The organism is Brevundimonas viscosa, assembly GCF_900116065.1.
Classification (GTDB): domain Bacteria; phylum Pseudomonadota; class Alphaproteobacteria; order Caulobacterales; family Caulobacteraceae; genus Brevundimonas; species Brevundimonas viscosa.
Genome location: NZ_FOZV01000002.1, coordinates 211,004 through 237,946 on the forward strand (window position 1 = coordinate 211,004; position 26,943 = coordinate 237,946).

29 protein-coding genes are annotated in these 26,943 nt (G+C 69.3%); 22 read left to right on the top strand and 7 right to left on the bottom strand.

Annotated elements, in window-relative coordinates:
* The 3 genes from accB to BM333_RS16230 form a co-directional block, all read right to left on the bottom strand.
* Positions 1 to 516 carry an acetyl-CoA carboxylase biotin carboxyl carrier protein gene (gene accB, locus BM333_RS05260; RefSeq protein ID WP_092308097.1) on the bottom strand — a complete coding sequence of 172 codons (516 nt, stop codon included), beginning with the start codon at positions 514 to 516 and terminating at the stop codon, positions 1 to 3.
* 19 nt (positions 517 to 535) lie between these two features.
* Positions 536 to 1,003, bottom strand: coding sequence for a type II 3-dehydroquinate dehydratase (gene aroQ, locus BM333_RS05265; RefSeq protein ID WP_092308099.1), 468 nt, complete (start codon positions 1,001 to 1,003; stop codon positions 536 to 538).
* 222 nt (positions 1,004 to 1,225) lie between these two features.
* Positions 1,226 to 1,441 (bottom strand): GDCCVxC domain-containing (seleno)protein, encoded by a 216-nt coding sequence (locus BM333_RS16230; protein WP_081703509.1) that lies wholly within the window; start codon positions 1,439 to 1,441, stop codon positions 1,226 to 1,228.
* A 454-nt stretch (positions 1,442 to 1,895) separates the two neighbouring features.
* Here BM333_RS16230 and BM333_RS05280 point away from each other — a divergent pair, with 454 nt between their 5' ends.
* From BM333_RS05280 to BM333_RS05300, 5 genes are all read left to right on the top strand, one after another.
* Positions 1,896 to 2,333 carry a MerR family transcriptional regulator gene (locus tag BM333_RS05280; protein ID WP_092308104.1) on the top strand — a complete coding sequence of 146 codons (438 nt, stop codon included), beginning with the start codon at positions 1,896 to 1,898 and terminating at the stop codon, positions 2,331 to 2,333.
* Positions 2,334 to 2,394: 61 nt separating this feature from the next.
* Positions 2,395 to 2,706, top strand: a complete 312-nt coding sequence (locus tag BM333_RS05285) for a hypothetical protein (RefSeq protein ID WP_143105777.1) — start codon at positions 2,395 to 2,397, stop codon at positions 2,704 to 2,706.
* Positions 2,707 to 3,170: 464 nt separating this feature from the next.
* The gene (thiS, locus tag BM333_RS05290) at positions 3,171 to 3,368 is read left to right on the top strand and encodes a sulfur carrier protein ThiS (protein WP_092308534.1); all 198 of its coding nucleotides are present in this window, start codon (positions 3,171 to 3,173) and stop codon (positions 3,366 to 3,368) included.
* Positions 3,369 to 3,439: 71 nt separating this feature from the next.
* Complete coding sequence (folE, locus tag BM333_RS05295) at positions 3,440 to 4,084, top strand: GTP cyclohydrolase I FolE (protein WP_092308108.1); 645 nt, start codon at positions 3,440 to 3,442, stop codon at positions 4,082 to 4,084.
* 57 nt (positions 4,085 to 4,141) lie between these two features.
* On the top strand, positions 4,142 to 4,849 hold the full coding sequence (locus tag BM333_RS05300) for an RNA polymerase sigma factor (protein ID WP_092308110.1): 708 nt from the start codon (positions 4,142 to 4,144) through the stop codon (positions 4,847 to 4,849).
* Here the strand turns inward: BM333_RS05300 and BM333_RS05305 are convergent.
* Complete coding sequence (locus tag BM333_RS05305) at positions 4,846 to 6,399, bottom strand: sulfatase family protein (RefSeq protein WP_177221806.1); 1,554 nt, start codon at positions 6,397 to 6,399, stop codon at positions 4,846 to 4,848. The genes BM333_RS05300 and BM333_RS05305 overlap by 4 nt on opposite strands.
* Positions 6,400 to 6,569: 170 nt before the next feature.
* Here BM333_RS05305 and BM333_RS05310 point away from each other — a divergent pair, with 170 nt between their 5' ends.
* The 15 genes from BM333_RS05310 (at position 6,570) to BM333_RS05380 (ending at position 19,717) form a co-directional block, all read left to right on the top strand.
* Complete coding sequence (locus BM333_RS05310; protein ID WP_092308114.1) at positions 6,570 to 7,079, top strand: DUF4142 domain-containing protein; 510 nt, start codon at positions 6,570 to 6,572, stop codon at positions 7,077 to 7,079.
* The gene (locus tag BM333_RS05315; RefSeq protein WP_092308116.1) at positions 7,076 to 7,411 is read left to right on the top strand and encodes a cupredoxin domain-containing protein; all 336 of its coding nucleotides are present in this window, start codon (positions 7,076 to 7,078) and stop codon (positions 7,409 to 7,411) included. Before BM333_RS05310 ends, BM333_RS05315 begins: the two co-directional genes overlap by 4 nt.
* 42 nt (positions 7,412 to 7,453) lie before the next feature.
* Entirely contained in the window at positions 7,454 to 8,233 is a 780-nt protein-coding gene (locus BM333_RS05320) for a thiazole synthase (protein ID WP_092308118.1), read from the top strand.
* A 417-nt stretch (positions 8,234 to 8,650) separates the two neighbouring features.
* The gene (serS, locus tag BM333_RS05325; protein ID WP_092308120.1) at positions 8,651 to 10,210 is read left to right on the top strand and encodes a serine--tRNA ligase; all 1,560 of its coding nucleotides are present in this window, start codon (positions 8,651 to 8,653) and stop codon (positions 10,208 to 10,210) included.
* 68 nt (positions 10,211 to 10,278) lie between these two features.
* Positions 10,279 to 10,617: a hypothetical protein gene (locus BM333_RS05330; RefSeq protein ID WP_177221807.1), complete on the top strand. Its 339-nt coding sequence runs from the start codon at positions 10,279 to 10,281 to the stop codon at positions 10,615 to 10,617.
* 295 nt (positions 10,618 to 10,912) lie between these two features.
* Positions 10,913 to 11,704: a 5'/3'-nucleotidase SurE gene (surE, locus tag BM333_RS05335; protein WP_092308124.1), complete on the top strand. Its 792-nt coding sequence runs from the start codon at positions 10,913 to 10,915 to the stop codon at positions 11,702 to 11,704.
* A gap of 166 nt (positions 11,705 to 11,870) precedes the next feature.
* Positions 11,871 to 12,515 carry a protein-L-isoaspartate(D-aspartate) O-methyltransferase gene (locus BM333_RS05340; protein WP_092308126.1) on the top strand — a complete coding sequence of 215 codons (645 nt, stop codon included), beginning with the start codon at positions 11,871 to 11,873 and terminating at the stop codon, positions 12,513 to 12,515.
* Positions 12,516 to 12,762: 247 nt separating this feature from the next.
* Positions 12,763 to 13,851, top strand: a complete 1,089-nt coding sequence (locus BM333_RS05345; RefSeq protein WP_245777155.1) for a M23 family metallopeptidase — start codon at positions 12,763 to 12,765, stop codon at positions 13,849 to 13,851.
* 119 nt (positions 13,852 to 13,970) lie between these two features.
* On the top strand, positions 13,971 to 14,285 hold the full coding sequence (yajC, locus tag BM333_RS05350) for a preprotein translocase subunit YajC (RefSeq protein ID WP_092308128.1): 315 nt from the start codon (positions 13,971 to 13,973) through the stop codon (positions 14,283 to 14,285).
* Between the two features lie 31 nt (positions 14,286 to 14,316).
* A complete protein-coding gene (gene secD, locus BM333_RS05355) occupies positions 14,317 to 15,906 on the top strand; it encodes a protein translocase subunit SecD (protein WP_092308130.1) in 1,590 nt (529 codons plus the stop codon).
* A gap of 8 nt (positions 15,907 to 15,914) precedes the next feature.
* Positions 15,915 to 16,913, top strand: coding sequence for a protein translocase subunit SecF (secF, locus tag BM333_RS05360; protein WP_092308132.1), 999 nt, complete (start codon positions 15,915 to 15,917; stop codon positions 16,911 to 16,913).
* 99 nt (positions 16,914 to 17,012) lie between these two features.
* Positions 17,013 to 17,636, top strand: coding sequence for a hypothetical protein (locus tag BM333_RS05365; protein ID WP_092308134.1), 624 nt, complete (start codon positions 17,013 to 17,015; stop codon positions 17,634 to 17,636).
* Between the two features lie 70 nt (positions 17,637 to 17,706).
* On the top strand, positions 17,707 to 18,330 hold the full coding sequence (locus tag BM333_RS05370; protein ID WP_092308136.1) for a squalene/phytoene synthase family protein: 624 nt from the start codon (positions 17,707 to 17,709) through the stop codon (positions 18,328 to 18,330).
* A 66-nt stretch (positions 18,331 to 18,396) separates the two neighbouring features.
* Complete coding sequence (locus tag BM333_RS05375) at positions 18,397 to 19,101, top strand: VIT1/CCC1 transporter family protein (protein ID WP_092308138.1); 705 nt, start codon at positions 18,397 to 18,399, stop codon at positions 19,099 to 19,101.
* Between the two features lie 73 nt (positions 19,102 to 19,174).
* Entirely contained in the window at positions 19,175 to 19,717 is a 543-nt protein-coding gene (locus tag BM333_RS05380; protein ID WP_092308140.1) for a cytochrome b, read from the top strand.
* Here the strand turns inward: BM333_RS05380 and BM333_RS05385 are convergent, their stop codons facing one another.
* On the bottom strand, positions 19,718 to 20,620 hold the full coding sequence (locus BM333_RS05385) for an endonuclease/exonuclease/phosphatase family protein (RefSeq protein ID WP_092308142.1): 903 nt from the start codon (positions 20,618 to 20,620) through the stop codon (positions 19,718 to 19,720).
* Between the two features lie 28 nt (positions 20,621 to 20,648).
* Positions 20,649 to 22,037: a methylenetetrahydrofolate--tRNA-(uracil(54)-C(5))-methyltransferase (FADH(2)-oxidizing) TrmFO gene (gene trmFO, locus BM333_RS05390; protein ID WP_092308144.1), complete on the bottom strand. Its 1,389-nt coding sequence runs from the start codon at positions 22,035 to 22,037 to the stop codon at positions 20,649 to 20,651.
* A gap of 100 nt (positions 22,038 to 22,137) precedes the next feature.
* Here trmFO and BM333_RS05395 point away from each other — a divergent pair, with 100 nt between their 5' ends.
* Together BM333_RS05395 and BM333_RS05400 are read left to right on the top strand one after the other, a co-directional pair.
* A complete protein-coding gene (locus BM333_RS05395) occupies positions 22,138 to 23,100 on the top strand; it encodes a hypothetical protein (protein WP_092308146.1) in 963 nt (320 codons plus the stop codon).
* Positions 23,101 to 23,129: 29 nt separating this feature from the next.
* Positions 23,130 to 24,026: a hypothetical protein gene (locus tag BM333_RS05400; protein ID WP_092308148.1), complete on the top strand. Its 897-nt coding sequence runs from the start codon at positions 23,130 to 23,132 to the stop codon at positions 24,024 to 24,026.
* A gap of 10 nt (positions 24,027 to 24,036) precedes the next feature.
* Here BM333_RS05400 and uvrA read toward each other — a convergent pair whose 3' ends face one another.
* Positions 24,037 to 26,943 carry an excinuclease ABC subunit UvrA gene (gene uvrA / locus BM333_RS05405; protein ID WP_092308150.1) on the bottom strand — a complete coding sequence of 969 codons (2,907 nt, stop codon included), beginning with the start codon at positions 26,941 to 26,943 and terminating at the stop codon, positions 24,037 to 24,039.

Here is a 26,943-nt window from a genome sequence, read left to right on the forward strand (position 1 = left end):
CTACGCCTCGAGCAGGACGAGCGGTTCGCCGAACTCGACCGGCTGCGCGTCGCCGACCAGCACCTCGGACACCACGCCGTCGCGGGGGGCCTGGATCGGGTTCATGGTCTTCATCGCCTCGACGATGAGCAGGGTCTGGCCCTTCTTCACCTTGTCGCCCGGCTGGACGAAGGGCGGGGCTTCCGGAGAAGGCTGCAGATAGGCGGTGCCGACCATCGGCGACTTCACCTCCTCGCCGGCGCGGGCGACGATGGTCGCCGGATCCGACGGCATGGCGGCGCCGGAAGGCGCAGCCGCCATCGCGGGGACGGCGTGGGCGACAGGCGCGGGCGCGGCGGCATAATGCACAGGCGCCGCTGCGACGGTGACGTCGCGCTTCACCTTGATCTTCAGGTCGTCCTTCTCGACCTCGATCTCGGTCAGATCGGTGTCGTTGAGGATATCGGCGAGTTGACGCACCAGGGCGGCGTCGATGCCGCTGTCGTCGTTCTTCAGCCGGGGGGTCTTGTCGGACATCGGAGCCTCTCGTCCCTGTCTAGATCGAACGGTCCGCGGACCGGCTGCGTTCCTGCGCCAGACCGAGGGCGGCCTGGACGGCCAGTTCGTAACTCACCGGGCCGAAGCCCGAAACCACGCCGGCGGCGACCGCCGACACATAGGAGCGATGCCGGAAGCGCTCGCGCGCCGCCGGGTTCGAAAGGTGGCACTCGACGATCGGGATCGTCAGCGTTTTCAACGCGTCGAGCAGGGCCACCGAGGTGTGGCCGTAGCCGGCGGGGTTGATCACCAGGGCGTCGGCCTTGTCCCGCGCCTCCTGCACCTGGTCGATCAGTTCACCCTCGTGGTTGGTCTGGCGGAACACAACGGTCGCGTCGCCGGCGGCCCGTTCGCAGCGCGCCTGCACGTCCGCGAGGGTTTCGCGGCCATAGACCTCCGGCTCGCGCACCCCAAGCAGGTTGAGGTTGGGACCGTTGAGGACGTAGAGGACGGGGCTGTCGGGCATTCGCTCGCGGAAGTTGGCGTCCGACCGGAATCGGTCCGGCCTTTTAGCTGAGGCGTCGCGGCAAGCAAGCCGGACGCGATGGAGATTGACGTAGCGTCATGGACAACGCCGTCACTGGCTTTGCGAGGCGAGTGCTCGTTAGGTCAATGACAGCGGCCCTACAGCGGACCTTCAGAATGTCTGCGAGGGGTGGGGAGCGGACCTTATGCTCAGGCCGCGTCACTAGCCACAGCACGAGGTGCCCTGCTGGATCGGTGGGCATGGAGTGTCCGCGTAAGAACAGAACACACAGCAATCGCCGGGCAGCGGTCGCAACTTGGTCCCACAGCCAGCGCAATCGTAGAACCAGATGCAAGCGTCTGTCGGCATGGTTTCGGTAGCCACATGCCCGCAGTCAGGGCAGGTGAGGGTGGATTGTAGCAGGATGCCGTCGCTCATCGCGCTGCCATCAAGACGCTCATCGCCCAAGGCTCAATGAAAGGCCCCCAAACCAGAGCGAGGCCAACCAGCACGGAAGCCAGAACAAGCAGCCAAAAAGCCGTCCGCGACGGTCGAGCGCAACTCACGTCAGTTCGGCACTTCCGAACCCGCCGCCAATGCAAGAGCCAGCCCACCACCAACACGAGCGCCGCAATGGCCGTCAGCCATGTTCGCGCTCCTGCGATTACGGCGGCTCCTGCGAAGGAAACTCCGGCAAGGGAGAGAGCGAGAGGCAACACGCAGCAAGCCGCCCAAGCGAAGACCGAGGCAAACCCTCCGACAGCAGCCGACGTGCTGACGACAACATCGGGATTAGGGGGAGGCTTGTGGGTCATCATGGGAAACTCCGTCCAGTGTGATAGAGGCTACAACCCGTAGCCACTACGGGATCAAGTGCGTGAAGCGTCAAACGATGACGATTGGAAGGTTGGCCCGCGAAGCTGGGGTGAACCTCGAAACCGTGCGCTACTATGAGCGTATCGGCGTCATGCCCGTGCCTGACCGAACCGAGGGCGGACACCGTAGTTACGCTCCTGAACACGCTGAGCGTCTGAAGTTCATTCGCAGGTCTCGGGAGTTGGGGTTTGGCATCGAAACCATCCGACGTTTGATCTCTTTGGGCGAGGCCGAGACGCAAGCGTGCTGTGAGGTGCGGGATATGGCCAAGGATCAGATCGCCAGCATCGATGCTAAGATCAGCGATTTGACACGGCTCAGGAGGGTCCTGCAGCAGGCCGTAGTCGACTGTGGAGAGGGCACCGAAGTTCGTTGTCCCGTCATCCAAGAGTTGGGATCGAACGGAAGGCTAGCTGGCTTGACTGAGAGTGGTCGGCCACAGGGGATGAAATAAGACCATGAGCATCAGGCCCGGTTTCTACAGCGTTCGCCAATCTGGATCGGACCAAGACCCCATGGACGACGAAGCGTGGGGGCTGGCAATGCTCTCACACTTCAAGGACGGGCGCGTCGTTGGAGTTGATCAGGGCGGTTGCCGGGTGAGCGGGACGTATCAAGACCGTCCAGACGGCGGCATCGAACTACACATGATCTACGACCTCAAATGCGGCTCTCACCTGCCCAACGGAACCGTGCTGGAAGCCGATCACCGGATTGAGGGCGATCTGGTTCTAACTGGCCAGACGGTCACTGGTGGCCATCAGCTTTTGGACATCGGCCTAGGCCCCATGTTCATTCGCTTAGAATGGCTGGCAGAGGGGGTCTGATTTCCTCACAGGGAACGTCCGCTTTGGGTCGGAAGCCGACCATTCTCTATGAGCGAGAAGCGGACCGGACGGATCGGCTCATGAGACGGGCGGCCCAGACAAAAACAAGAACGCCCGCACCATGAAAGGCTACGTTGGTCCAGTAGCCTTGGGGATCACTGGCTCTTGAGATAGGTCCGCCAATCTTCGCGTAACTAACCCCGGTCCAAATCTCCCAAGCGATACTCGTGAGAATGACGGCTGCACCGACCGCGAACAGCGCAGCGAAGAAGCGCGCCGCGATGTGATCCGAGTTGGCAGGAACATCGCCCATGCCCCAGCATGCTGACCGCTCGCTACTTCCGCAATGGGTCGAAAGCGGAGTCTACCTTCCGCGCCGAATGTGCGCGTCCCGACAAATGGGCTATGAGGCCGTCAGTCGCTCCCGGCGTCTCTGTCTGAATTACATCATTGGGGCTATCTTGCTGCGCATCCAGGTCAACGGCGAAACTCTGGAAACGTCCGCCGCCACCGTGCTGGCGCTGGTCGAGGAGCTGGGGCTGGACGTGCGCAAGGTGGCGGTGGAGCGCAATCTGGAGATCGTGCCGAAGTCGCTGCATGCCGCGACGGAGATCGCGGAGGGGGACCGAATCGAGGTGGTCCAGTTCGTCGGCGGCGGCTGACCCGGGGCGCCGGGAACCTCGCGGCGCGGGCGACATCGAATGGGGACGAACCCCCACACGAGGATGTCCCCATGGCCGCCGCTTCCGTCTCCGCCCTCGCCTTCGAGCCAGCCTCGCACGCCGCATGCGACGCGACAGCGCAGCTTCCATGGCGGCGGCCGACGCGCGCCGAGGCCGAGGCGGCGGTCCGCACGCTGATCGGCTGGGCCGGGGACGACCCGCGGCGGGAGGGGCTGCTCGACACGCCGGCGCGGGTGGCGCGGGCCTATGAGGAATGGTTCGCCGGCTATGCGCAGGAGCCGGCGGAGATCCTCGAGCGGACGTTCGGCGAGGTCGCCGGCTACGACGAACTGGTGCTGCTGCGCGACATCCCGATCGAGTCGGTTTGCGAGCACCACATGGCCGTGATCCGCGGCGTGGCGCACGTGGCCTACCTGCCGTCGGAGCGGGTGGTCGGCATTTCCAAGCTGGCCCGCCTGGTCGACGCTTTCGCGCGGCGACTGCAAATCCAGGAGCGGCTGACCGCCGAGGTCGCGGAGGCGCTGGAGCAAACCCTTAGGCCTCGCGGCGTGGCTGTGGTGATCGAGGCCGCCCACGAATGCATGGCGTCGCGCGGGGTGCGCAAGCACGGGGCCTCGCTGGTCACCCGGCGCTTTACCGGCGTGTTCGAGGAGCCGGAGCGGCGACGGGAGGTGCTGGCGGCGCTGGCTGGATGAACGGGAACCTTGTCGAACCGCCGGCATCCAACTGATGATGCACTACGAGGTACAGGCATGGCCGGGCTGAAACGACAGGCGCTGGACGCCATGGACGAGGCGGGGCTGGTCCGGCTGGCGCAGGCCGGCGACGGCGAAGCCTTCTGCGTCATCATGCAGCGCGGCAATCAGCGCCTCTTCCGGGTGGCGCGCGGCGTCGTCCGCGACGACGCCGAGGCGGAAGACGTGCTGCAGGAAGCGTGGGTGCGGGCCTTCGCAGCCATCGGCGGCTTCCGGGCCGAAGCGGGAAACATGACCTGGCTGACCCGTATTGTGCTCAACGAGGCGCGGGGGCGCCTGCGGCGACGGCGGCCGACCGTAGAGCTGGAGGCGGTCGAGGCGGCCCAGATGGAAGCCGGCCAGGTGGTCCGCTTCCCCGGGGCGTTCGGGAGCGCCAGCCCCGAGGCGGACGCCGCGCGGGCCCAGATGCGCGGCATCATCGAGCATGCCGTCGACGACCTGCCCGAACCGTTCCGGATGGTCTTCATCCTGCGCGATATCGAGGAGTGCAGCATCGAGGAGACGGCCGCCACCCTGGGCGTCAGGCCGGAGACGGTGAAGACCCGCCTGCATCGGGCGCGCCGGCTGTTGCGCGAGGCGCTGGACGCGCGCCTCGCTTCGGCCATGGCCGACGCCTTCCCCTTCCTCGGCCCGCGCTGCGAGCGGATTACGGCGGCCGTGCTGGCCCGGCTGGCGGCGGCGGGACGGATCGCGACCGGCTCCTAGGCCGGCGGCAGGGGCCGGCAGGTGGGAGCTTCCTCGTTGGGCAGGCCGTAGCCGCCGAAGCGCATGTCCTCGGGATCGGCCGGAGCGTAGCCGGGCAGGTCGCCGTCGCCGACCTCCTGACGCAGCTTCTCCAGCCGCTCCTTCAGTCGGGCCTCCTCGGCGGCGTATCCGGGACGGCCGGCGAGGTTGGTCTGCTCGTTCGGGTCGGACTGCAGATCGTACAGCTCCCACTCGTCCGCCAGCTCCCAGTGGATCAGCTTCCAGCGGCGGTCGCGCACCCCGCGGTGGGGGCGGACGCAGTGGGCGGCGGGGAATTCGAAGTACTGGTACAGGAAGTCCTGGCGCCAGTCGGCCGGGACCTGGCCGGCGACGACGTCCTTCCAGCTGCGGCCGTGCATGTGCGGGTCGCGGTCCAGACCGGCGTAGTCGAGGAAGGTCGGGGCCACGTCGACGTTGAGCACCATCTGGTCGGTGTTGACCTGGCCCGACGCGATCGAGGCGGGGTGGCGGACGAGGAAGGGCACCTTGATCGACTGTTCGTACATCAGCCGCTTGTCGAACATGCCATGGTCGCCGAGGAACATGCCGTTGTCCGTGGTGTAGACCACCACGGTGTTCTCGCTCAGGCCCTCGGCGTCGAGCAGGTCGAGCATCCTGCCGACGTTCTCGTCGACGCCCAGCAGGACGCGATAATAGTCCTTGATGAAGTGCTGGTAGTTGAGCCGGGCCCGCTCCTCGACCGGCATGTCGGCGCGGACGCCCCGGCTCCGGTAGTCGGGCATGTCGGCGATCAGCAGGTCGGCGGCGCGAATGGCGCGGGGGCGGTCGGCGATGTCCTCCATGAAGGTGGGCGGCGGGGGGATGTCGACGTCGGCGAAGGCGGTCCTGAAGCGCTCGGCCGGCTCCCAGCCGCGGTGCGGGGCCTTGAACTGGAACAGCAGGGCGAAGGGACGGTCGCGGGGGCGGTCGCGGACGAACGACATGGCGGTCTCGCCGATGACGTCGTCGGTGTGGCCGCGGCCGCGGGTGCGGACGCCGTTGACGTCCATCGGCGGGTCGAAATACTGGCCCTGGCCGGGAAGGACCGCCGAATAGTCATAGCCCCGCGGCGGGGTGTTGACATGCCACTTGCCGACCACGCCGGTGTGATAGCCGGCCTTGCGCAGCATCACCGGCCAGGTGGCGTCGTGGTTGAGCAGCGGCTCGTTGTTGAAGTTCGATTCGGCGCCGTTGGTGACCATGCCGTGGGCGTGGGAGTAGAGGCCGGTCAGGTAGGTGGCGCGACTGGGCAGGCACAGGGAGTTGGTGACGAAGGCGTTCTCGAAGCGGACGCCGTCGGCGCCCAGCCGGTCGAGGTTCGGCGTCCGGAGAATGCGGTTGCCGTAGGCGGACATGGCCGACTGGGCGTGGTCGTCGGTCATGATGAAGATGATGTTGGGGCGGTCACGTCCGGCGCCGCGGGCCGCGGGGGCCGTGGCGCAGCCGGCGGCGGCGAGGGCCGCCATGCCGGTCATGCCCTGAAGCAGGCGGCGGCGGTGGGGCGTGGTCATGGACGTTTCCTCCCGGCGGCCGGCGCCGCTCTCTTCCGGTCCAGCATGCAGGAGATGTAACCGCTTACAAGCGCTGCAATGAAATGTCAGCGGCCGGGAACCCCGGCGGCGGTCGGACATCCAAGGGACAGGCGGGTGCATCTCCAGCCGCCGTTTCGAAGGAATCTCCGATGTTCAGAATTATCGTTCTCGCCGGCGCGCTGGCCATGGGCCCGGCCGCGGCCGCCCAGGAGGCGCCGGTCACCGACGCCCAGATCGCCCACATCGCCTACACCGCCGGGCAGCTGGACGTGGAAGCCGGCCGGCAGGCATTGGCGAAGACGACCGATCCGGAGGTGCGCGCCTTCGCCGAGACCATGGTGCGCGACCATGCGGCGGTGAACGAACAGGCGCTGGCGCTGGTCGGGCGCCTGAACGTGACGCCTGAGGCCAATCCGGTGAGCGCGGCGCTGACCGAGCAGGCGGCGGCGACCCACGCCCGCCTCGCCGGCCTCGAGGGGGAAGCGTTCGACCGCGCCTACGTCCAGAACGAGGTGGCCTTCCACCGGACCGTGAACGAGGCGCTCAGCGGGACCCTGATCCCGTCGGCGCAGAACGCCGAGCTGAAGGCGCTGCTGGAGACAGGTCTGGAGCTCTTCCGGGCGCACCAGGCCCACGCCGAGCAACTGGGCGCGCAATGAGGCCGGGGCTGTCCCGTCGGAGTGTGCTGGCCGGGGCGGCGGCCCTGGCCGTCGCCCCGGCGCCGCCGGCCGCCACGCCGGCGCGGACCCACACCATCGTGATGGAGCGGATGCGCTTCGGGCCCTCGCCGGAGGGACTGCGGATCGGAGACACCATCGTCTGGGTCAACCGTGATCCGGTCCGCCACACGGCCACGGCGCGGGACGGCGCGTTCGACGTCGACCTCGCGCCGCGGGCCAGCGGTCGCACGGTGATACGCAAGGCGGGGACGATCCCCTACATCTGCCGGCTGCATCCGGCGATGACCGGGCGACTGGTCGTCGCACCCTGATCCGCCTTCACCGGGCGGGAGAGAAGGTCTATCCAGCGGCCCATGAGCACGCCCCCCGACTCGTGGACCGTCGCCGGACGGACCTTCTCCAGCCGGCTGATCGTCGGCACCGGCAAGTACGCCGACTACCAGCAGAATGCCGACGCGGCGGAGGCCGCGGGGGCCGAGATCGTCACCGTGGCCCTGCGGCGGGTGAACCTGTCCGACCCGTCGCAGCCGATGCTGGTGGATTACGTGAAGCCGGACCGCTTCACCTTCCTGCCCAACACCGCCGGCTGCTTCACCGGCGAGGACGCGGTGCGGACCCTGCGGCTGGCGCGCGAGGCCGGCGGCTGGGACCTGGTCAAGCTGGAGGTGCTGTCGGACACGGCGCACCTGTATCCGGACATGGTCGAGACCCTGCGGGCGCTGGACCTGCTGGTGAAGGACGGCTTCGACGTCATGGTCTACTGCACCGACGACGTGGTCATGGCGAAGCGGCTGGAGGAGGCGGGGGCGGCGGCGATCATGCCGGCGGCGGCGCCGATCGGCTCGGGCCTGGGCATCCAGAACCGGGTCAACATCCGGCTGATCGTCGAACAGGCGAAAGTGCCCGTGCTGGTCGACGCCGGGGTGGGCACGCCGTCGGACGCCACCCTGGCCATGGAGCTGGGCTGCGACGCGGTGTTGATGAACACGGCCATCGCCGGGGCCAAGGACCCGATCCGCATGGCGCGGGCGATGAAGCACGCGGTCATCGCCGGGCGGGAGGGCTATCTGGCCGGGCGGATGCCGAAGCGGATGTACGCCAGCCCCAGCTCGCCGATGGCTGGGCTGATCTGATAGCCGCCGGCGGAAAAGTGCACTCCGTAAAAAATTGAGTGCACATCGTGCACTTTTCGCGATCTGACCCGGCCGAAGCGGCGCGCCTGCGCGGCGCGGCGGGAGCAGGTTGTCAAAGACCGGGGGCAGGAAAGCACGGCGATGCGTCGGAAACGGACGTAGGGCGCGTGAGGGTGCTCTGCTCCGGGCGCCCGCGCCGCCCCCCTCCTGATCGTCGCTACGCGCCGATCGGTCCTCCCCATTCGCCTGCGCTCATGGGGAGGTGAGCCGTGCGTCACCTCCCCACGTAGTGGGGAGGGGGACCGCCGGAACGGCGGTGGAGGGGGCGGCGCCGGCGGTCGATGCGGAAAGCCCCCGCCCGCTTGGCGGAATCCGCCGTCGGGGCTAGGACAGCGGCTCCTTCCCGAGAGACCTGCCATGCACGACATCCGCGCCATCCGTGACAATCCCGACGCCTTCGTCGCGGGGTGGTCGTCGCGCGGGGTGGAGGACGCGCGGGCGATCGTCGACGAGCTGCTGGAGCTGGATCGCGAGCTGCGCGCGGCGCAGACGGCGGGGCAGGACGGGCTGGCGAAGCGCAATGCGGCGTCCAAGGCCATCGGCGCGGCCATGGCGAAGAAGGACATGGCCGAGGCCGAGCGGCTGAAAGCCGAGGTCGAGAGCCTGAAGAGCGAAATCGCCGCCGCCGAGGAGACGGAGCGGGAGGTCGGCGGCAGGCTGCGCGACCTGCTGGCGGCGCAGAAGAACCTGGCGGCGGACGACGTGCCGGACGGCGCGGACGAGGACGCCAATGTCGAGGTGAGCCGCTGGGGGACGCCCCGCGAAGGCGGGCCGGCCAAGGATCACGCCGATCTCGGCGAGGCGCTGGGCCTGCTGGACTTCGAGGCCGCGGCGCGCATGTCGGGCGCGCGCTTCGCGGTGCTGAAGGGCGGGCTGGCGCGGCTGGAGCGGGCGATCGGCCAGTTCATGCTGGACGTGCAGACCGGCGAGCACGGCTATCTGGAGGTCAATCCGCCGTATCTGGTGCGCGACGAGGCGATGTTCGGGACCGGGCAGTTGCCGAAGTTCGAGGAGGATCTGTTCAAGACTGAGGCGTTCGACTGGGATCGTCTCCAAGCAGAGACTCATGCGAGCGCTGATCTCGCCTTTAAGGAAGACGAGCAACGCCTCAATGAGCTTGTGAAGGACCTGCAGGGTAGTCTCGATCCTGACGTTTTCGAACACGCATGGAAAGCTGCTCGGGCTGAGATGACTCAGCAAGCCAAAGACCGGCACCTTCCGAAGATCATGCAACGTGTCCAGTCGGGGGAGTTCTCTGAACGCTACTACCTCATCCCCACCGCCGAAGTCTCCCTGACCAACCTCGTCCGTGAACAAATCCTGCTGGAGAGCGAGCTGGCCGAGCCGATCCGCTATACCGCCCTGACGCCCTGCTTCCGGGCCGAGGCGGGGTCGGCCGGGCGAGATACGCGGGGGCTGATCCGGCAGCACCAGTTCCACAAGGTCGAGCTGGTCTCGATCGCGCGGCCGGAGGATTCCGAGGCCGAGCACGAACGCATGGTCGGCTGCGCCGAGGCCATCCTGCGGCGGCTGGAGTTGCCCTATCGCAAGGTGCTGCTGTGCAAGGGCGACATGGGCTTCTCGGCGAAGAAGACCTACGACCTTGAGGTCTGGCTGCCGTCGCAGGGGACCTATCGCGAGATCAGCTCCTGCTCGAACTGCGGCGACTTCCAGGCCCGCCGGATGAACGCGAAGTTCAAGCGCGACCAAGGTCGTCCCTATGGAAGCGGCACCTACGGTTCCGGCACCTACGGGGCGAAGACCGAGTTCGTGCACACCCTGAACGGCTCGGGGCTGGCGGTCGGTCGCACGCTTGTCGCGATCCTGGAGAACTATCAGCAGGACGATGGATCGATCCGCGTGCCTGCGGCGCTGATCCCCTACATGGGCGGCGTCGAGCGGATCGTCGCCGACTGAGCGGAGGAATACGCATGCGGATGTTGCTGGCTTTGGCGGGGGCCGCGGTCCTCGCGGGATGCGGGACCATGGTCGGGAACGCCGGCCCGGCGCCGGCGGGCTTCGACGCCTCGGCGAGCCGGTTCGAGGGCTGGGTGCGCGTGACCGGCGAGGAGTTCCAGCTGTTCGCCGAGCAGCGCGACCTGCGCAATCCGGGGTCGCGAGCTTGCGTGTCGGGGGCGCTGCCGCGGAACCTGCAGCGGGCGTCGGGCGACATCTCGGGCTCCCAGGTGCGCTTCTTCGGCCGGACGCTGGCGTGGAGCGCGCGCAACCAGCCGCAGACCCACGACTGGCAGGGCTCGAGCATCACCAACGCCTGCCGCAAGGACGTGGTCATCCTCGCCGACCGGGTCGAGGTGGTGCGGTAGGGTCTGTCCTCAGGTCGGCGCGTGCGGCTGGCGTCGCTGGTTCATCACAAAGGACACAAAGGACCACAAAGGGCACGAAGGGGCCGGTTCCTTCTGCGGCGCCCGCAGGGCGACGCCTTGGGATCGATTGTGCGCCTGCGGCCCACGGGCAGCGGAGACAGCCTCGCTCCCTTCGTGTTCTTCGCGCCTCCTTCGTGTCCTTTGTGATGAACCAGCAGCGCCGGCCCCGTCGCCGCCTCTCGCCGGCTGGATTTTTCGGTCGCGCCTCGCCGGTCTTCGGACTAGTCAGACCGCCATGCGAATCCTGCTGACCAACGACGACGGGATCGAGGCCGAGGGGCTGGAGTGTCTCGAGCGGATCGCGCGCACCCTGTCGGACGACGTGTGGATCTGCGCGCCCCAGGTGGAGCAGTCGGGCAAGGGGCGGGGCATCACCCTGACCGAACCGCTGCGCGTCAACCGGCTGGGCGAAAAGCGCTTCGCGGTGACCGGCACGCCGACCGACTGCGTGGTGCTGGCGGTCAACGACCTGATGCCGGAGAAGCCGGACCTGGTGCTGTCCGGGGTCAACCGCGGCCACAACGTCGGCGAGGACTGCTCCTATTCCGGCACGGTGGCGGGGGCGCTGCAGGGCATGGCCTTCGGCATCCGCTCGATCGCCCTGAGCCAGAGTCTCGAGCGCTTCCACGACGAGGTGCGGGCCCACTGGGAGACCGCCGAGGCCTTCGCGCCGGGCATCATCGAGCGGCTGCTGGAGCAGCCGTGGCAGGCAGGGGTGGTGATGAACCTCAACTTCCCGGCCCTGCCGCCGACCCTGGTCAAGGAGGTCGAGGTGACCCGCCAGGGCTTCCGCGACATCGGCGAGATGCACGCGGTCAAGCGCACCGACCTGCGCGGGCGGGACTACTACTGGATGAGCTTCCGCGGGACCAAGCAGGAGCACGCCGACGGCACCGACCTGCGGGCCATGGACGAGGGCCGCATCTCTGTGACGCCGCTGCACATCGACCTGACCCACATGCCGAGCGTCAACGACCTGAAGGGCATGCTGGGCGGCGCGCCGCCGAAGGCGAGGGCGGCGGCGTGAGGGGACCGGGCGCCGACAGGACATTCCTCCCCCCGAGCGAAGCGAGAGGGGGAGGGGGACCGCGCTCAGCGCGGTGGAGGGGGCGACCCTTCGCGCCGGCGTCTCTGCAGGCCCCCTCCACCATGCTTCGCATGGTCCCCCTCCCCCTGTGGGGGAGGATTTCGCGATGAAGCTGAACGACGACCGCGCCGGACGGCTGATCCTCGGGCTGCGGCAGCAGGGGGTGACCGACCCGCGCGTGCTGGCGGCGATGGAATCGATCGACCGCTCGGTGTTCGTGCACGAGAAATTCCTCGACCAGGCGTGGGACGACAAGCCGCTGCCGATCGATTGCGCCCAGACCATCAGCCAGCCGTACATCGTCGGCCTGATGACCCAGGCGTTGGACGTGCAGCCGCGCCACCGGGTGCTGGAGATCGGCACCGGCTCGGGCTACCAGGCGGCGGTGCTGAGCCGGCTGGCGCGCTACGTCTACTCTGTCGAGCGCTACCGCAGCCTGCTGACCGAGGCCGAGGGGCGGCTGCGCCAGCTGGGCATCGACAACGTCATCACCCGCCACGGCGACGGCGGTCTCGGCTGGCCCGAGCAGGCCCCGTTCGACCGGATCATGGTCACCGCGGCCGCGCCCGGGGAGCCGACCGAGCTGCTGCACCAGCTGAAGCCGGGCGGCGTACTGGTCGTGCCGGTCGGCCGCACCTCGGTGCAGATGCTGCACCGCTACGTCGGCCAGGAGGACGGCAGCTTCCGCCGCGAGAGCCTGGCCGAGGTGCGGTTCGTGCCGCTGGTCGAGGGGACGGCGAAGGAAGGGTAGGGGAGGGATTAGGGATTAGGGATTAGGGGTTAGGGATCAGGGATCAGGGATCAGGGATCAGGGGGAGCCTGCGAGGCGGGCGGCAGACAGCGCCGTTCGCCTCCGCCGTGAAGCCGGCCGGTCACCTTTCCCTAATCCCTGGTCCCTAATACCCAATCCCTTCTCATTAACCTTCCCGCCCAACTTTGGCGCGGTTCGCGGGCCAGGGATGGTCCGGCAGGCGGGACGTGGATTCGGGAGCGGGCGAATGGACTGGATGACGGCGGGACGACGGGCGGCGCTGGCGCTGGGCGCGCTGATGACGCTGGCGGCCTGTTCGAGTTATCCGGACGCGCCGCGCTATCCGATCTACGCCGGCGCCGCGCCGCCCGTGAGCTGCGCACCCGCCTATCCGACCACGCCGGCGGCCCCGGCGGTCTCGGGCGAGGGCGTCCGCGGGGCGACCAATCCGGCCGCCGACGCGCCGCCGCCGTCCACCGCTCCGGTCGCAGACATCGAGGGCGGGGCCCTGGATGCGCCGGCTTCGACCGCTTCGGGCCGCACCCCCGCCGCCGGCCCGGCGTCCGAAGGCTTCGCCGCCCCGCCGCCGCCGGCCGGTTCGGTCGCCGCGGTGGCCGGGGCCAGCTATGTGATCCAGCCGGGCGACACCATTTCCGGCATCGGCCGACGCTTCCAGACGCCGGTGCAGGTGCTGATCGATCTCAACGCGCTGGGGCCGCGGGCCGACATCTCGCCGGGACAACGGCTGATCCTGCCCCAAGGGGCCGTCGACGTCGGCGGCGACCCCTACGCCACCGGGCCGTCGCCGGAGGGGATGAGCACGCCCGAGAGCGTCCCGCCGCCGCCGCCGCCTCCTCCGCCGCTTCCCACCGCCGCCCCGACGCCGTTGCCGCCGTCGCGCGAGCCGGCCGCGACCGCCGCGCCCACGGCGCCGCCGGCGGCCTCGACCGTGGCCCTGGACTGGCCGGTGCGCGGCGAGATCGTGCGCCGCTTCGGCCCGGTTGGCCTGGGCGAGCGCAACAACGGCGTCAACATCGCCGCGCCGGAAGGGGCGGAGGTGCGGGCCGCCGCGGCCGGGCGGGTCGGCTACGTCGGCGACGACCTGGCGGGACAGGGGCTGACGGTGCTGATCGTCCACCGCGACGGCTGGCGCACCGTGTACGGCCATCTGGGCTCGGAGACGGTGCAGGACGGCCAGGACGTCGCGGCCGGGCAGGTCATCGGCACGGTCGGGACCAGCGCCGGCGACGGACGGCCCTCGATGCACTTCGAGACCTGGCGCATGCGCGGCGACGAGCCGAACGCCGTCGACCCGCTGGGCGTGTTGCCGCGATAGCGCAGCCGTCGACGCGCGCGGCGCGTCGCGTTGCAAAGTCCGGCGGCGCGCCCTAGGTTCCGCGCCTCATTTTCCGGGGGCGCCGCCGCGAGCCGGCCGGCCCGATCAAGGACGTATCGATGACTGCTGCCGACGGCGGCCTGATGGCCATTATCGTGAATTTCCTGCCCTTCGTGGCGATCTTCGTCCTGTTCTACTTCCTGATGATCCGCCCGCAGCAGAAGCGGATGAAGGAGCACCGGGCGATGATCGAGGCGATCAAGCGCGGCGACACCGTGGTGATGTCCAACGGCATGATCGGCAAGGTCACCCGCGTCGAGAACGAGGAGGCCATGGTCGAGATCGCCCAGGGCGTGAACGTCCGCGTGGTCAAGTCGATGGTCACCGAGGTGCGCAACCGCACGGCGATCGCCGCCAACGACTCCAAGGCCTGAGCGGCCGCCTGAAAGGTTCGGGACAGCCCGCATGGTCCATCTGTCGCGCTGGAAGGTCATCCTTCTCGCAGTCACGCTCGTTCTCGGGCTGCTGTTCTCCTACGCCAACGCGCTGAGCCCTGCGCAGCGCGAGGCCCTGCCGGGCTGGCTGCCCAAGCCGACGCTGAACCTCGGCCTCGACCTGCAGGGCGGCTCCTACCTGCTGCTGCAGGTGGACGTGGAGGCGATGCGGGAGAAGCGCCTGCAGAACCTCAGCGAGGACGCCCGTCAGGTGCTGTCCGAGGCGCAGATCGGCGTGGCCGGCATCGCCCGCGACGGCAACGGCGTGGTGGTCACCGTGTCCAGCCCGGACCAGACCAACGCGGCGGTCGACGCCCTGCGCCGGCTGCTCTCGACCGGCGTGGGCCTGGTCTCCGACCGGACCGTCAACCGCGTCGGCGACAACCGCGTCCGCTACGCCTACACCGACCAGGCGCTGTCGCAGATGGGCCCCACGGCGGTCGAGCAGTCGATCGAGGTGGTGCGCCGCCGTATCGACAGCCTCGGCACCCGCGAGCCCTCGATCACCCGCCAGGGCGCCGACCGGATCGTGGTCCAGGCGCCGGGCGAGAGCGATCCCACCCAGCTGGAGCGGGTCATCGGCCAGACGGCCCAGCTGACCTTCCAGATGGTCGACGTCGAGAACTCCCTGCAGGAGGCGCTGGCCGGCGCCGTGCCGCCCGACGCGGAGGTGCTGTTCGGCGAGGACGGCACCCCCTATCTGGTCAAGCGCCGGGTGATCGTCTCGGGCGAGAACCTCGTCGACGCCAGCGTCACCACCGACCAGAACAACCGCCCCGCCATCGGCTTCCGCTTCGACGGCCAGGGCGCGCGCCGCTTCGGCGAGACCACCGCCGCCAACATCGGCAAGCCCTTCGCGATCATCCTCGACGGCAAGGTCATCTCGGCGCCGCGCATCAACTCGGCCATCACCGGCGGCCAGGGCATCATCGAGGGCAGCTTCACCATCGCCTCGGCTTCCGAGCTGGTGAACCTGCTGAACGGCGGTTCGCTGCCGGCCCCGCTGACCGTGGAGGAGCGCCGCAGCGTCACCGCCTCGCTGGGCGCCGACGCCGTGCGCGCCGGCCAGCTGGCCACCCTGATCGCCTTCATCGGCGTGCTGGTGTTCATGGTGCTGTCCTACGGGCTGCTCTTCGGCGGCATCTCGGTCGTCGCCCTGCTGATGAACGGCCTGCTGATCATCGCCGCCATGTCGCTGACCGGCGCCACCCTGACCCTGCCGGGCATCGCCGGCCTGATCCTGACCCTGGCCATGGCCGTCGACGCCAACGTGCTGATCTTCGAGCGCATGCGCGACGAGGCCAACGCCGGGCGCTCGCCGATCGCCGCCATGGACGCCGGCTTCAACCGCGCCATGGTGACCATCGTCGACGCCAACCTGACCACCATCCTGGCGGCGCTGATCATGTTCTGGTTCGGCGCCGGGCCGGTGCGCGGCTTCGCCTGGACGCTGTCGATCGGTGTCGTCACCTCGGTGTTCACCGCCGTCCTGGTCACCCAGGTCCTTCTCGCCTTCTGGTTCCGCGTCGCGCGGCCGAAGAAGCTTCCGATCGCGTCGTGAGGTCGCCCATGTCCCGCTTCTGGCCCCTCATCAAGCTGCTGCCGATCAAGACGAACTTCCGGTTCGTCCGCTACGCCAAGCTGTTCGGATCCCTGTCCGTGCTGCTGGTGGTGGCGTCGGTGTTCTTCACCATCTGGCCGGCCGACAACAAGTGCGGCGGCCTGACCTGCGGCGTCGACTTCCTCGGCGGCAACCTGATCGAGATGTCGACGGCCCCCGAGCCGGTCGATCTCGCCGAGATCCGCGCCAGCCTCAACGACCAGGGCGTGCCCGACGCCCAGGTGCAGAGCTATTCCGTTCCCGGCTCGGACCCGAGCGGCCGCTTCCACGCCATGGCCAAGTTCGGCAACCTTGAGGGCGTCACCGCCGGCGAGACCATCAACCGCGTCAAGGCCGGTCTGACCGAGGACCTCGGCGCGGTGCAGTTCACCCGCACCGAGGCGGTCGGCGCCGCGGTGTCGGGCGAGCTGCTGCAGAACGGCGTCATGGCCCTGCTCGTCGCCATCGTGCTGATGCTGGTCTACATCTGGTTCCGCTTCGAATGGCAGTTCGGCCTCGGGGCCGTGATCGGCCTGTTCCACGACGTCATCCTGACCTTCGGCCTGTTCGCCCTGACGGGCATGGAGTTCAGCCTGACCGCGGTCGCCTCGATCCTGACCGTGATCGGCTATTCGATGAACGACACCGTCGTGGTGTACGACCGCATCCGCGAGAACCTGCGCAAGTACAAGAAGATGCCGCTGGGCGAGCTGATCGATCTGTCGATCAACGAGACCCTGTCGCGGACCATCATGACCGGCGTCACCGCCCTGTTTGCCCTCGGCGTGCTGGCGGTGCTGGGCGGCGGTCCGCTGCAGCCCTTCGCCATCGCCCTGATCTTCGGCATCGTGGTCGGCACCTACTCCTCGGTCTATGTGGCCGCGCCGGTGCTGCTGCTGTGGGGCGTGAAGCGGGGCGGACCTGACGACGTCAAGCCGGTCAAGCTGGGCATGGCCTCGCAGCCGTAGGGCGGCGAAAGCCCCCACATTCTTTCGGTGTTTGTCTGTGAAGCGCGGCTGTAAGGTCGCGCTTCATTGATTCACGACGCCCGGGGAGGGGCGGCCGCCATGTTCGCCAGACTGCTTTCCAACTTCCGCACCACCATCCTGCTCGGCCTGGTGATGGCCGGGGTGATGATCTACGCCTTCGGCCAGCTGGCTCCGGGCGGTTATGACCTCGGTTTCTGGCAGGCGGCGTTCCGCTGGCTGCACGTCCTCGCCGGCATCCTGTGGATCGGGCTGCTGTACTATTTCAACTTCGTCCAGATCCGGGTCATGCCCGCCATCCCGGCCGAGCTGAAGCCGGCCATCGGCAAGCATATCGCGCCCGAGGCGCTTTTCTGGTTCCGCTGGTCGGCGCTGGCCACGGTGCTGGCCGGTCTGGCGGTGATGTTCGCCCGCGGCCACGCCTACGCCATGGAGGTGCTGAGCTTCGGCTTCGCCGGCGGCATGGTCGAGGGCGACCAGCAGTTCGCCCTGATGGGCATCGGCGTCTGGCTGGCCATCGTCATGTTCCTCAACGTGTGGGGGATCATCTGGCCGAACCAGAAGCGGGCCCTGGGCATCGTCCCGGCCGACGACGAGAAGAAGGCGAAGGCGGCGCGGCTGGCCATGCTGGCGAGCCGCACCAACCTCCTGCTGTCGCTGCCGATGCTGACCTCCATGGCCATGTACCAGACGCTGTTTGGCTGACCGCATAAGGACGACGGATCGAGCGGCCGGGGAGGGCGACCTTCCCGGCCTTTCGCGTTATGGGGCGCGGATGACCGATCTCGACGCCCAGGTCCGCGCCGCCGACCCTGACCGCTGGCTGTCCAGCCGCTTCGTCGCCGACGAGGCCGTGCGCGCCGACCTGATGGCGCTCTACGCCTTCGAGGCCGAGCTGGCGTCCATTCCGGCCAAGGTCGGCCAGCCGCTGCTGGCCGAGATGCGGCTGACCTGGTGGGCCGAGCAGATGGACGGGGTGTTCGCCGGCGCGCCGCGCAAGGGCCATCCGGTGCTGGAGGCGCTGGCCGCGGCCGTGGAGCGGCGCGGGCTGGAGCGGCCGTGGGCCGACGCCCTGATCGAGGCGCATGTCGATCGCGCGCACCGACGGCCGCACGATCTGGAGGCCCTTTTCGTCGGTCCGACGCAGGCGGCGGCGCGGGTGCTGGCGGGACCGGGGCATGAGGCCGCCGTGGCCGGGGCGGCGCGGGTGCGCGGGTTGACGCTGACGGGCCGGGCGGAAGAGGCGGCCGCCCTGCGCCCGGCGGCCAACGCCGCGCTGAGGGCGCTGCCGGCGGCGGCCTTTCCGGCGGTGGCCCATGCCGCCCTGCGGGATCCGGATGCACCGGAGCCATTGAAGCGCCTCAGGCTGGTGTGGGCCACGGCGAGGGGGCGGATCTGACGATCCTTCGCTTGCCGGGGAGCGAGAAGCGGGCTTCCTTTTCCGGGAACCTCCGGAGCGCCGCCCATGACCCGCATGAAGTCTCACCCCGAATGGCATCGGGTGGCGCGCATCGGCTGGCTGCGCGCGGCGGTGCTGGGGGCCAACGACGGGCTGGTCTCCACCGCCAGCCTGGTCGCCGGCGTTGCGGCGGCGGAAGGGTCGCGGGCCGCGGTGCTGATCGCCGGGGTGGCGGGGCTGGCGGCCGGGGCCATGTCGATGGCGGCCGGCGAATACGTCTCGGTCAGCTCCCAATCCGACACCGAGAGGGCCGATCTGGCGCGCGAGACGGCGGAGCTGGCCACCGACCGGGAGGCCGAGGTGGAGGAATTGGCGGGCATCTACGCGGCGCGCGGCGTTGAGCCGGAGCTGGCGCGCAAGGTGGCCCTGCAGTTGATGGAGAAGGACGCCCTGGGGGCGCACGCCCGGGACGAACTGGGCATTTCCGAGATTTCCACCGCCCGGCCGATCCAGGCGGCCCTGACCTCGGCCGTGACCTTCGCCGCCGGCGCGGCCTTGCCGCTGCTCATCGCCGCGCTCGCCCCGGAGGCCGCGGTTCTGGCCTGGGTCGTGACGGCGACCCTCCTCGGACTGGTCGCACTCGGCCTGCTGGGGGCGCAGGCGGGCGGCGCACCCCTGGTCCGTTCGGCCGCTCGGGTGCTGTTCTGGGGCGCCCTGGCCATGGCGGTGACGGCGGCGATCGGGCGGCTGTTCGGGACGGTCGTCGGCTAGGGCGGTTGCGCTGGATCAACGAAGTCGGCCGGCCGCCGGCGCAAGCTTGGTCATGTCATCCAGGAGCCGCCCCATGAGCTTCGTCGCCGCGTCCGTATCGCCTCGTGCGTACAGCCGCCTGTCCATCGGCCTGCACTGGCTCATGCTCGCGCTGCTGGTCGCCGTTTACGCCACCATCCTGCTGCGCGAGGGCTATCCCCGGGGCAGCGAGATCCGCGAGGCGTTGAAGGCCTGGCATTTCAGCCTTGGCCTGACCGTGTTCGGCCTCGTCTGGGTCCGGGTCATCGCCCGCTGGTTCGGCGGCGGACATCGTGCGGGCCGCAGTCTCGCCGACCGGGGCGCCGCCGTGCTGCACCTGGCGCTCTACGCCTTCATGATCGCCATGCCCCTGCTGGGCTGGCTGACGCTGAGCGCCGAGGGCGACCCGGTGCGCCTGTTCGGCGTGTCCCTGCCGCCGTTGACCGGCCCGAACGACGGGCTGGCCGAACGCACCGAGGAGATCCACGAGACGCTGGGGACCGTCGGCTACTGGCTGGTCGGCCTGCACGCCGTCGCGGCCCTGGCTCACCACTACGTCATGCGGGACGGAACGCTGCGGCGGATGACCGCCTGGTGATCAGGCGGCGGGTGGGAGGCTGTCCCGGAACACGACCGGCCGCTTGATGGATACGATCAGCGGCAGGTGATCGGAACCGATGCCCGGACCGATCTCCGCCGAAGCGTCGAGACCGGGCGTGACGAATACGTGGTCGATCGGCAGGCCCAGAACCGGCAGGCTCGAGAACCAGGTGGATGCGCGGGCAGGGGATATCCGGATCAGCCGCCTTGAGAGCTGGCGCAGACGGGCCGACCAGGGGGTTGCGTTCATGTCCCCCACGATGACGCCCGCGTCTCCGTCCAGCTGGGCGGCCGCGCCCGCCAGCATCATCTCGCTCTCCGCGAGCCGGCGGCGGCTCACCGCGACCGGCGGATGGAGAGCGGCGACCGTCAGCCCGTCCACCTCCACGACCGAAACCGGATAGCTTGCCGGCGGGAGGTCGGGGCCGCCGCGCTCGGTCAGGGGACGCCTGCTGAAGATCGCGGCGCCGTGGCGGTCCGGATCGTGGACGCCGTAATGAAACGGATAGTCCGCCAGCAGGCGGCGGGTCGTCTCCGGGGCCGGGGGTTCGCCAAGGATGACAAGCTCGGCCCCCCGACGGCGCGCCAGCTGCGCGAGGCGCTCGGTCGCCGCGTCCGATTTGAAAACGTTGCCCCAGACAAGGGTCAGATCGGGCCGGTCCACGGGTCGGGGGACTCGCGAGAAGAGTTCCGGCGTCGTCAGCAGGAGCAGGGCGAGGACGCCGGCGGCGAGGCCCGCAGTCCCGTATCGACCGACGGTGATGGCGGCGACCCCGAAGGCGAGGACCAGGACGGCGATCTGGGGCCTGAGATTGGCCAGCAGTTCAAGCGGCGCCGCCCGCACGTTCAGGAGCGCCGGCAGAGCCGCGAGCAGGATAAGGCCGCCGGTGATCCAGAACATGTCCCTCGCCCGCTCCATCCGGGGCAGGCTAGACCGAGTCCCGCCAGGTCTTCAGCGCCTCCAGCGCCCGCACGCTCATCAGCCGCTTCTTGGCCCGGCCGCGGTCCTTCGGCGGAATCTTCCGCCCCTCGGCGTCCACCTTCGGCGCCTCGAGCGGCGGAAGCAGGCCGTAGTTGATGTTCATCGGCTGGAACTTGGCGCCTTCGAGGTGGCCGCCGGTGATGTGCTCGACCAGCGCCCCGATGGCGGTCTCGGGCGGTGGCGGAGCGAGGCTCCGGCCCAGCGCCTGGGCGGCGGCGAGGCGGCCGGTCAACAGCCCCATGGCGGCGCTCTCGACATAGCCTTCGACGCCGGTGACCTGACCGGCGAAGCGCAGGCGCGGCAGGGCCTTGAGGCGCAGCTGGCGGTCGAGCAGCTTCGGCGAGTTGAGGAAGGTGTTGCGGTGCAAGCCGCCGAGGCGGGCGAACTGGGCGTGCTGCAGGCCCGGGATCATGCGGAAGATCTCGGTCTGGGCTCCGTATTTCAGCTTGGTCTGGAAGCCGACCATGTTGAACAGGGTGCCCAGCGCATTGTCCTGGCGCAGCTGGACGATGGCGTGGGCCTTGACCGTCGGGTCACGCGGATTGGTCAGGCCGACCGGTTTCATCGGACCGTGGCGCAGCGTCTCGCGGCCGCGCTCGGCCATCACCTCGATGGGCAGGCAGCCGTCGAAATAGGGGACGTCCTCCCACTCCTTGAACTCGGCCTTGGGGCCGGCCAGCAGGGCGTCGATGAAGGCGTCGTACCGGGCCTTGTCCATCGGGCAGTTGACATAGGCGGCGGCGTCGCCGCCCGGGCCGGCCTTGTCGTAGCGCGACTGGCGCCAGGCGATGTCGAAGTCGATGGAGTCGGCGTGGACGATGGGGGCGATGGCGTCGAAGAAGCTGAGGCTCTCCTCGCCCGTGGTCTTCAGGATGGCCTCGGCCAGGGCGGGGGAGGTCAGCGGGCCGGTGGCGACGATGACGTTGTCCCACTCTTCCGGCGGCAGGCCGGCGATCTCCTCGCGCACGACCGTCACCAGCGGGTGGGCCGTGAGCCTGGCGGTGACCGCCTGCGAGAAGCCCTCGCGGTCCACTGCCAGCGCCCCGCCGGCCGGCACCTGGTGGGCGTCGCCGCAGGCCATGATGATCGAGTCCAGCGCGCGCATCTCGGCGTGCAGCAGGCCGACGGCGTTGTACTCCCAGTCGTCCGAGCGGAAGGAGTTGGAGCAGACCAGCTCGGCCAGGCCGTCGGTGTGGTGCGCATCGGTCCTGACGCCGGGCACGCCGCGCATCTCGTGCAGGACGACGGGCACGCCGGCGGAGGCGATCTGCCAGGCCGCCTCGGAGCCGGCGAGGCCGCCGCCGATGACATGGACGGGGGAGGGGGTGTTGCTCATGGCGGGCTTCTAGCCGCCCCGGGCCGCGACGTCAGCCCGTACGTCGAAAGGGCTGACGAACCGCCGTTCAATGGTTAAGGTTGGCCCCGGGGGACTGACAATGAAGACATTCTCGATCTCGGACGCGGCCGGCGAGGCGTTCCGGACCGGCTTCGGCCGGCCGCTGGCGACCACGGCGTGGGGGCTGGTCCTGCTCGCGCCCGTCCTGATCGTGCTCGGCGCGGCCGTGCCGATGTTCGGCGAACTGAGCGCGGCGGGGACCTTCGCCGCCGGAGCCGATCCGAAGACCCTGGAGGCGGAGCTCGGCTCGATCTGGCGGTTCCAGGTGTGGTCGCAGCTCGCCAACCTCGTCCAGCTGCTGTCGGTGCTGCTGGTGACCACGGCGGTCGGACGGGCCGTGCTGTCCGGACGGCGGCGCGGCGACCCGGCGATGTTTCTCCGCGTCGGCGCGGACGAACTGCACGTGGCGGTCGTGGGGCTCGCGGTCGGCGTCGGGGCCATTCTCGTCCTCGTCGTCGCGGCCATGCTGGCGGTGGGCGTGGGGTTCGCCCTGTGGCAGGTGGCGGAGCCGTGGCGGACGCTCAGCTACATCGGCATGGGGGCGGTCGTCGGGTTTGGTATCCTGCTGCTCTGGGGACGTCTGGCGTTGATGGCCCCGGCCAGCCTGCGCTACCGGACCTTCGGCTTCGAGCAGGGCTGGAAGCTGGGGCGCGGCCAGACGTGGCGCCTGTTCGGCCTGCTTCTGCTCATGGTCCTCATCGCCTTCGGAATGGCGGTGGCCTTGATCGCGCTGGTCGTGCTCGTCGCGATGGTGTTCGGACTGGGCGCGGGCGCGCTGGCCGTGGACAATCCGGAGGCGTGGGAGGCCTGGTTCGAGGGCCTCGGCGAGCAGCCCGGCTGGCTGATCGCCGCCGGGCTGATCCTGCTCCTGCCCATGGCCTGGCTGCAGGGCTTCTCCCAGGTGCTGATGACCGCGCCCTACGCCCGGGTGGTCGAGGTCCTCGCCCGTGAACCGGCCCCGGCGGAGCCGATTTCCGCTGACACCGGGCTGGAGCCTCTCTAGACTCGCGGCGGACTCAGAAGGGGCAAGACATGGCTTTCTCGGCGACCGATGCGGTGTTCGAGGGATTCCGGGTGGTGCGGCGTCGGCCGATGACGCTGGTCTGGTGGTCCCTGTTCTACATGGTGGTGATGGCGCTGGTGATGGCCGCGATCGGCGGCAGCCTGATCCGCCTCGTCAACGCCGCCGAGGCGCTGGAGGCCGCGGGGACCCCGTCGCCCGAGGACTTCATGCCGATCTTTCAGCTCTACATGAGCGTCTTCGCCGTGGTGCTGCCGATCAGCCTCGCCGCCGGCGCCGTGGTCTATGCAGCGGTGTCCCGGGCCGTGCTGCGGCCCGAGGAGAGCCGCTTCGGCTACCTGCGCTTCGGCATGGACGAGGTGCGGGTGCTCGTCGTGACCGTCGCCCTGGGGCTGATGTTCATGGCCCTGGGCGGGGTGACCTTCACCCTTGTGGGCATCGTCGGCGGTCTGGCCGCCTCCCTTGAGGCGCCGTGGTTGTGGCTGGTCGCCGTCCTGCTCGGGCTGGCGGCTCTGGGGGGCCTCATCTGGCTGGGAGTGCGCCTGTGTCTCGCGGTGCCGATCACCGTCGGCGAGCGCCGGATCGCGATTCTGGACTCCTTCCGTCTGACCCGCGGCCGCTTCTGGCCGCTGCTGGGCATGGCGATCCTTGCCGGAGTGCTGAGCCTGGTGGTCGGTCTGCTTGGCTCCCTGGTGCTCACGCCGCTCCAGTTCCTGACCGGCGGCATGACCGGGCTGCAGGACCTCGAGGGCGCCGCCCTGGCCGAGATCCTGCAGACGGCCTGGCCGATGATCCTCGTGTGGATCGTGACCAACGCCATCGTTTCGGCCCTGCAGGTGGCCGTGGTCTATGCGCCGTTCTCGGCGGCCTACCGAAGCATCACGGCCGACGGTCCCCGCGCGGCCTGACGACGGGCCCTCAGGCCCGCTTCTTCAGCGCGGCCACCCGCGCCTTGCGCCGGACCTCGTGGCGGTCCAGCACCTCCTTGAGGTATTTGCCGGTCCAACTGGCGGGGTTCTGCGCCACCTGTTCGGGCGTGCCCACGGCCACGATCTCGCCGCCGCCGTCGCCGCCCTCGGGGCCGAAGTCGAGCAGCCAGTCGGCCACCTTGATGACGTCGAGGTTGTGCTCGATGACGACGATGGTGTTGCCGGCGTCGACCAGTTCCTGCAGCACCTCCAGCAGCTTGCGGGTGTCCTCGAAATGCAGGCCCGTGGTCGGCTCGTCGAGGATGTAGAGGGTGCGGCCGGTGGCGCGGCGCGACAGCTCCTTGGACAGCTTGACCCGCTGGGCCTCGCCGCCGGACAGGGTGGTGGCGGGCTGCCCGACCTTGACGTAGCCCAGGCCGACCCGCTCCAGGGTCAGCATCTTGTCGCGGATCGACGGCACCGCCGTGAAGAAGCTGGCGGCCTCCTCGACGGTCATGTCGAGCACGTCCGAGATGCTCTTGCCCTTGAAGACGATCTCCAGCGTCTCGCGGTTGTAGCGCTTGCCCTTGCAGACGTCGCAGGTGACGTAGACGTCGGGCAGGAAGTGCATCTCGATCTTGATGACGCCGTCGCCCTGGCAGGCCTCGCAGCGGCCGCCCTTGACGTTGAAGGAGAAGCGGCCGGGCCCGTAGCCGCGGGCCTTTGACTCCGGCAGGCCGGCGTACCAGTCGCGGATCGGGCCGAAGGCCCCGGTGTAGGTGGCCGGGTTGGAGCGCGGCGTACGGCCGATCGGGCTCTGGTCGATGTCGATCACCTTGTCGAACAGCTCCAGCCCCTCGATGCGGTCGAAGGGGGCGGGGGCGTCGGAGGCGTTGTGCAGCCGGCGGGCGGCCGCCTTGTACAGGGTCTCGATGGTGAAGGTCGACTTGCCGCCGCCGGACACGCCGGTGACGCAGGTGAACAGGCCGCCGGGGATCTCGCCGGTGACGTTCTTCAGGTTGTTGCCACGGGCCCCGCTGATCTTCAGCATCTTCTTGCGGTCGACGGGGCGCCGCCCGTCGGCCGGCAGCTCGATCTCGCGCTCGCCGGTCAGGTACTTGCCGGTCAGCGAGTTCGGGTTGGCCATCACCTCTTCGGGCGTGCCTTGGGCGCAGACCTCGCCGCCGTGCACGCCGGCGGCTGGACCCATGTCGATGACGTAGTCGGCCGTCAGGATGGCCTCTTCGTCGTGCTCGACCACCAGCACCGAATTTCCGAGGTCGCGCAGGCCCTTCAGGCTGTCGAGCAGACGGGTGTTGTCGCGCTGGTGCAGGCCGATCGACGGCTCGTCGAGCACATAGAGCACGCCGGTCAGGCCCGAGCCGATCTGGCTGGCCAGGCGGATCCGCTGGCTCTCGCCGCCCGACAGAGTGCCGGAGCTGCGCGACAGGTTGAGGTAGTCGAGGCCGACGTTGTTGAGGAAGCGCAGACGGTCGTTGATCTCCTTCAGGATCCGCCGCGCGATCTCCATCTGCTTGTCGGTGAGTTGGCCGTCCAGGGCGGTGAACCACTCGTGCGCCGCCTTGATGGAAAGCCAGCTGATCTCGGCGATGTCCTGACCGGCGACCTTGACCGCCAGGGCCTCGGGCTTGAGGCGCTTGCCGCCGCAGGCCTCGCAGGGAGTCTCGGACTGGAAGCGGCCCAGCTCCTCGCGCACCCAGGCGGAATCGGTCTCGCGCCAGCGCCGCTCGAGGTTCGGCAGCACGCCCTCGAAGGCCTTGGTGGTCTCGTAGGTGCGGGCGTTGTCGTCGTAGGTGAACTTCACCTTCTCGCCGGAGGAGCCGTGCAGGATCACCTGCTGCGCCGCTTCCGGCAGGTCGCGCCACGGCTTGTCCATGGAGAAACCGTAGTGGCGGCTGAGCGACTGCAGTGTCTGGGTGTAGAGCGGCGAGGGGCCGCGCGACCAAGGGGCCACCGCGCCCTTGTGCAGGCTCTTGTCGCGGTCAGGCACCACCAGGTCGGCGTCGAAGGCCAGCTTGACGCCGAGGCCGTCGCACACCGGGCAGGCGCCGAAGGGATTGTTGAACGAGAACAGCCGCGGCTCGATCTCGCTGATGGTGAAGCCGGAGACCGGGCAGGCGAACTTCTCGGAGAAGACGATCCGTCGCGGCTGGCTCTCGCCCTCGGCGACACTGGCCCATTCGGCTGTGGCGATGCCGTCCGCGAGGCCCAGCGCGGTCTGCAGGCTGTCGGCGTAACGGCCTTCCAGTCCCGGCTTGGTGACGATGCGGTCCACGACGATGTCGATGTCGTGCTTGAACTTCTTGTCGAGCGCCGGCGCATCCTCGATGGCGTAGAACTCGCCGTCGATCTTCAGGCGCTGGAAGCCCGAGCGCTGCCACTCGGCGATCTCCTTGCGGTACTCGCCCTTGCGGCCGCGCACGACGGGGGCGAGCAGCAGCAGGCGCTCGCCGTCGGGGAGGGCGGTCAGCTTGTCGACCATCTGGCTGATGGTCTGGCTCTCGATCGGCAGGCCGGTCGCCGGCGAATAGGGCACGCCCACGCGCGCCCACAGCAGGCGCATGTAGTCGTGGATCTCGGTCACCGTGCCCACCGTCGAGCGCGGGTTCTTCGAGGTGGTCTTCTGCTCGATGGAGATGGCCGGCGACAGGCCTTCGATCAGGTCGACGTCGGGCTTGCCCATAAGTTCGAGGAACTGGCGGGCGTAGGCGCTCAGCGACTCCACGTAGCGGCGCTGGCCCTCGGCGTAGATGGTGTCGAAGGCGAGCGAGGATTTGCCCGACCCCGACAGGCCGGTCATGACCACCAGCTTCTCGCGCGGGATGTCGAGATCGACGCCCTTGAGATTGTGCTCGCGCGCGCCGCGCACGCGGATGAAGTTGTGCTTTTCGGTCAT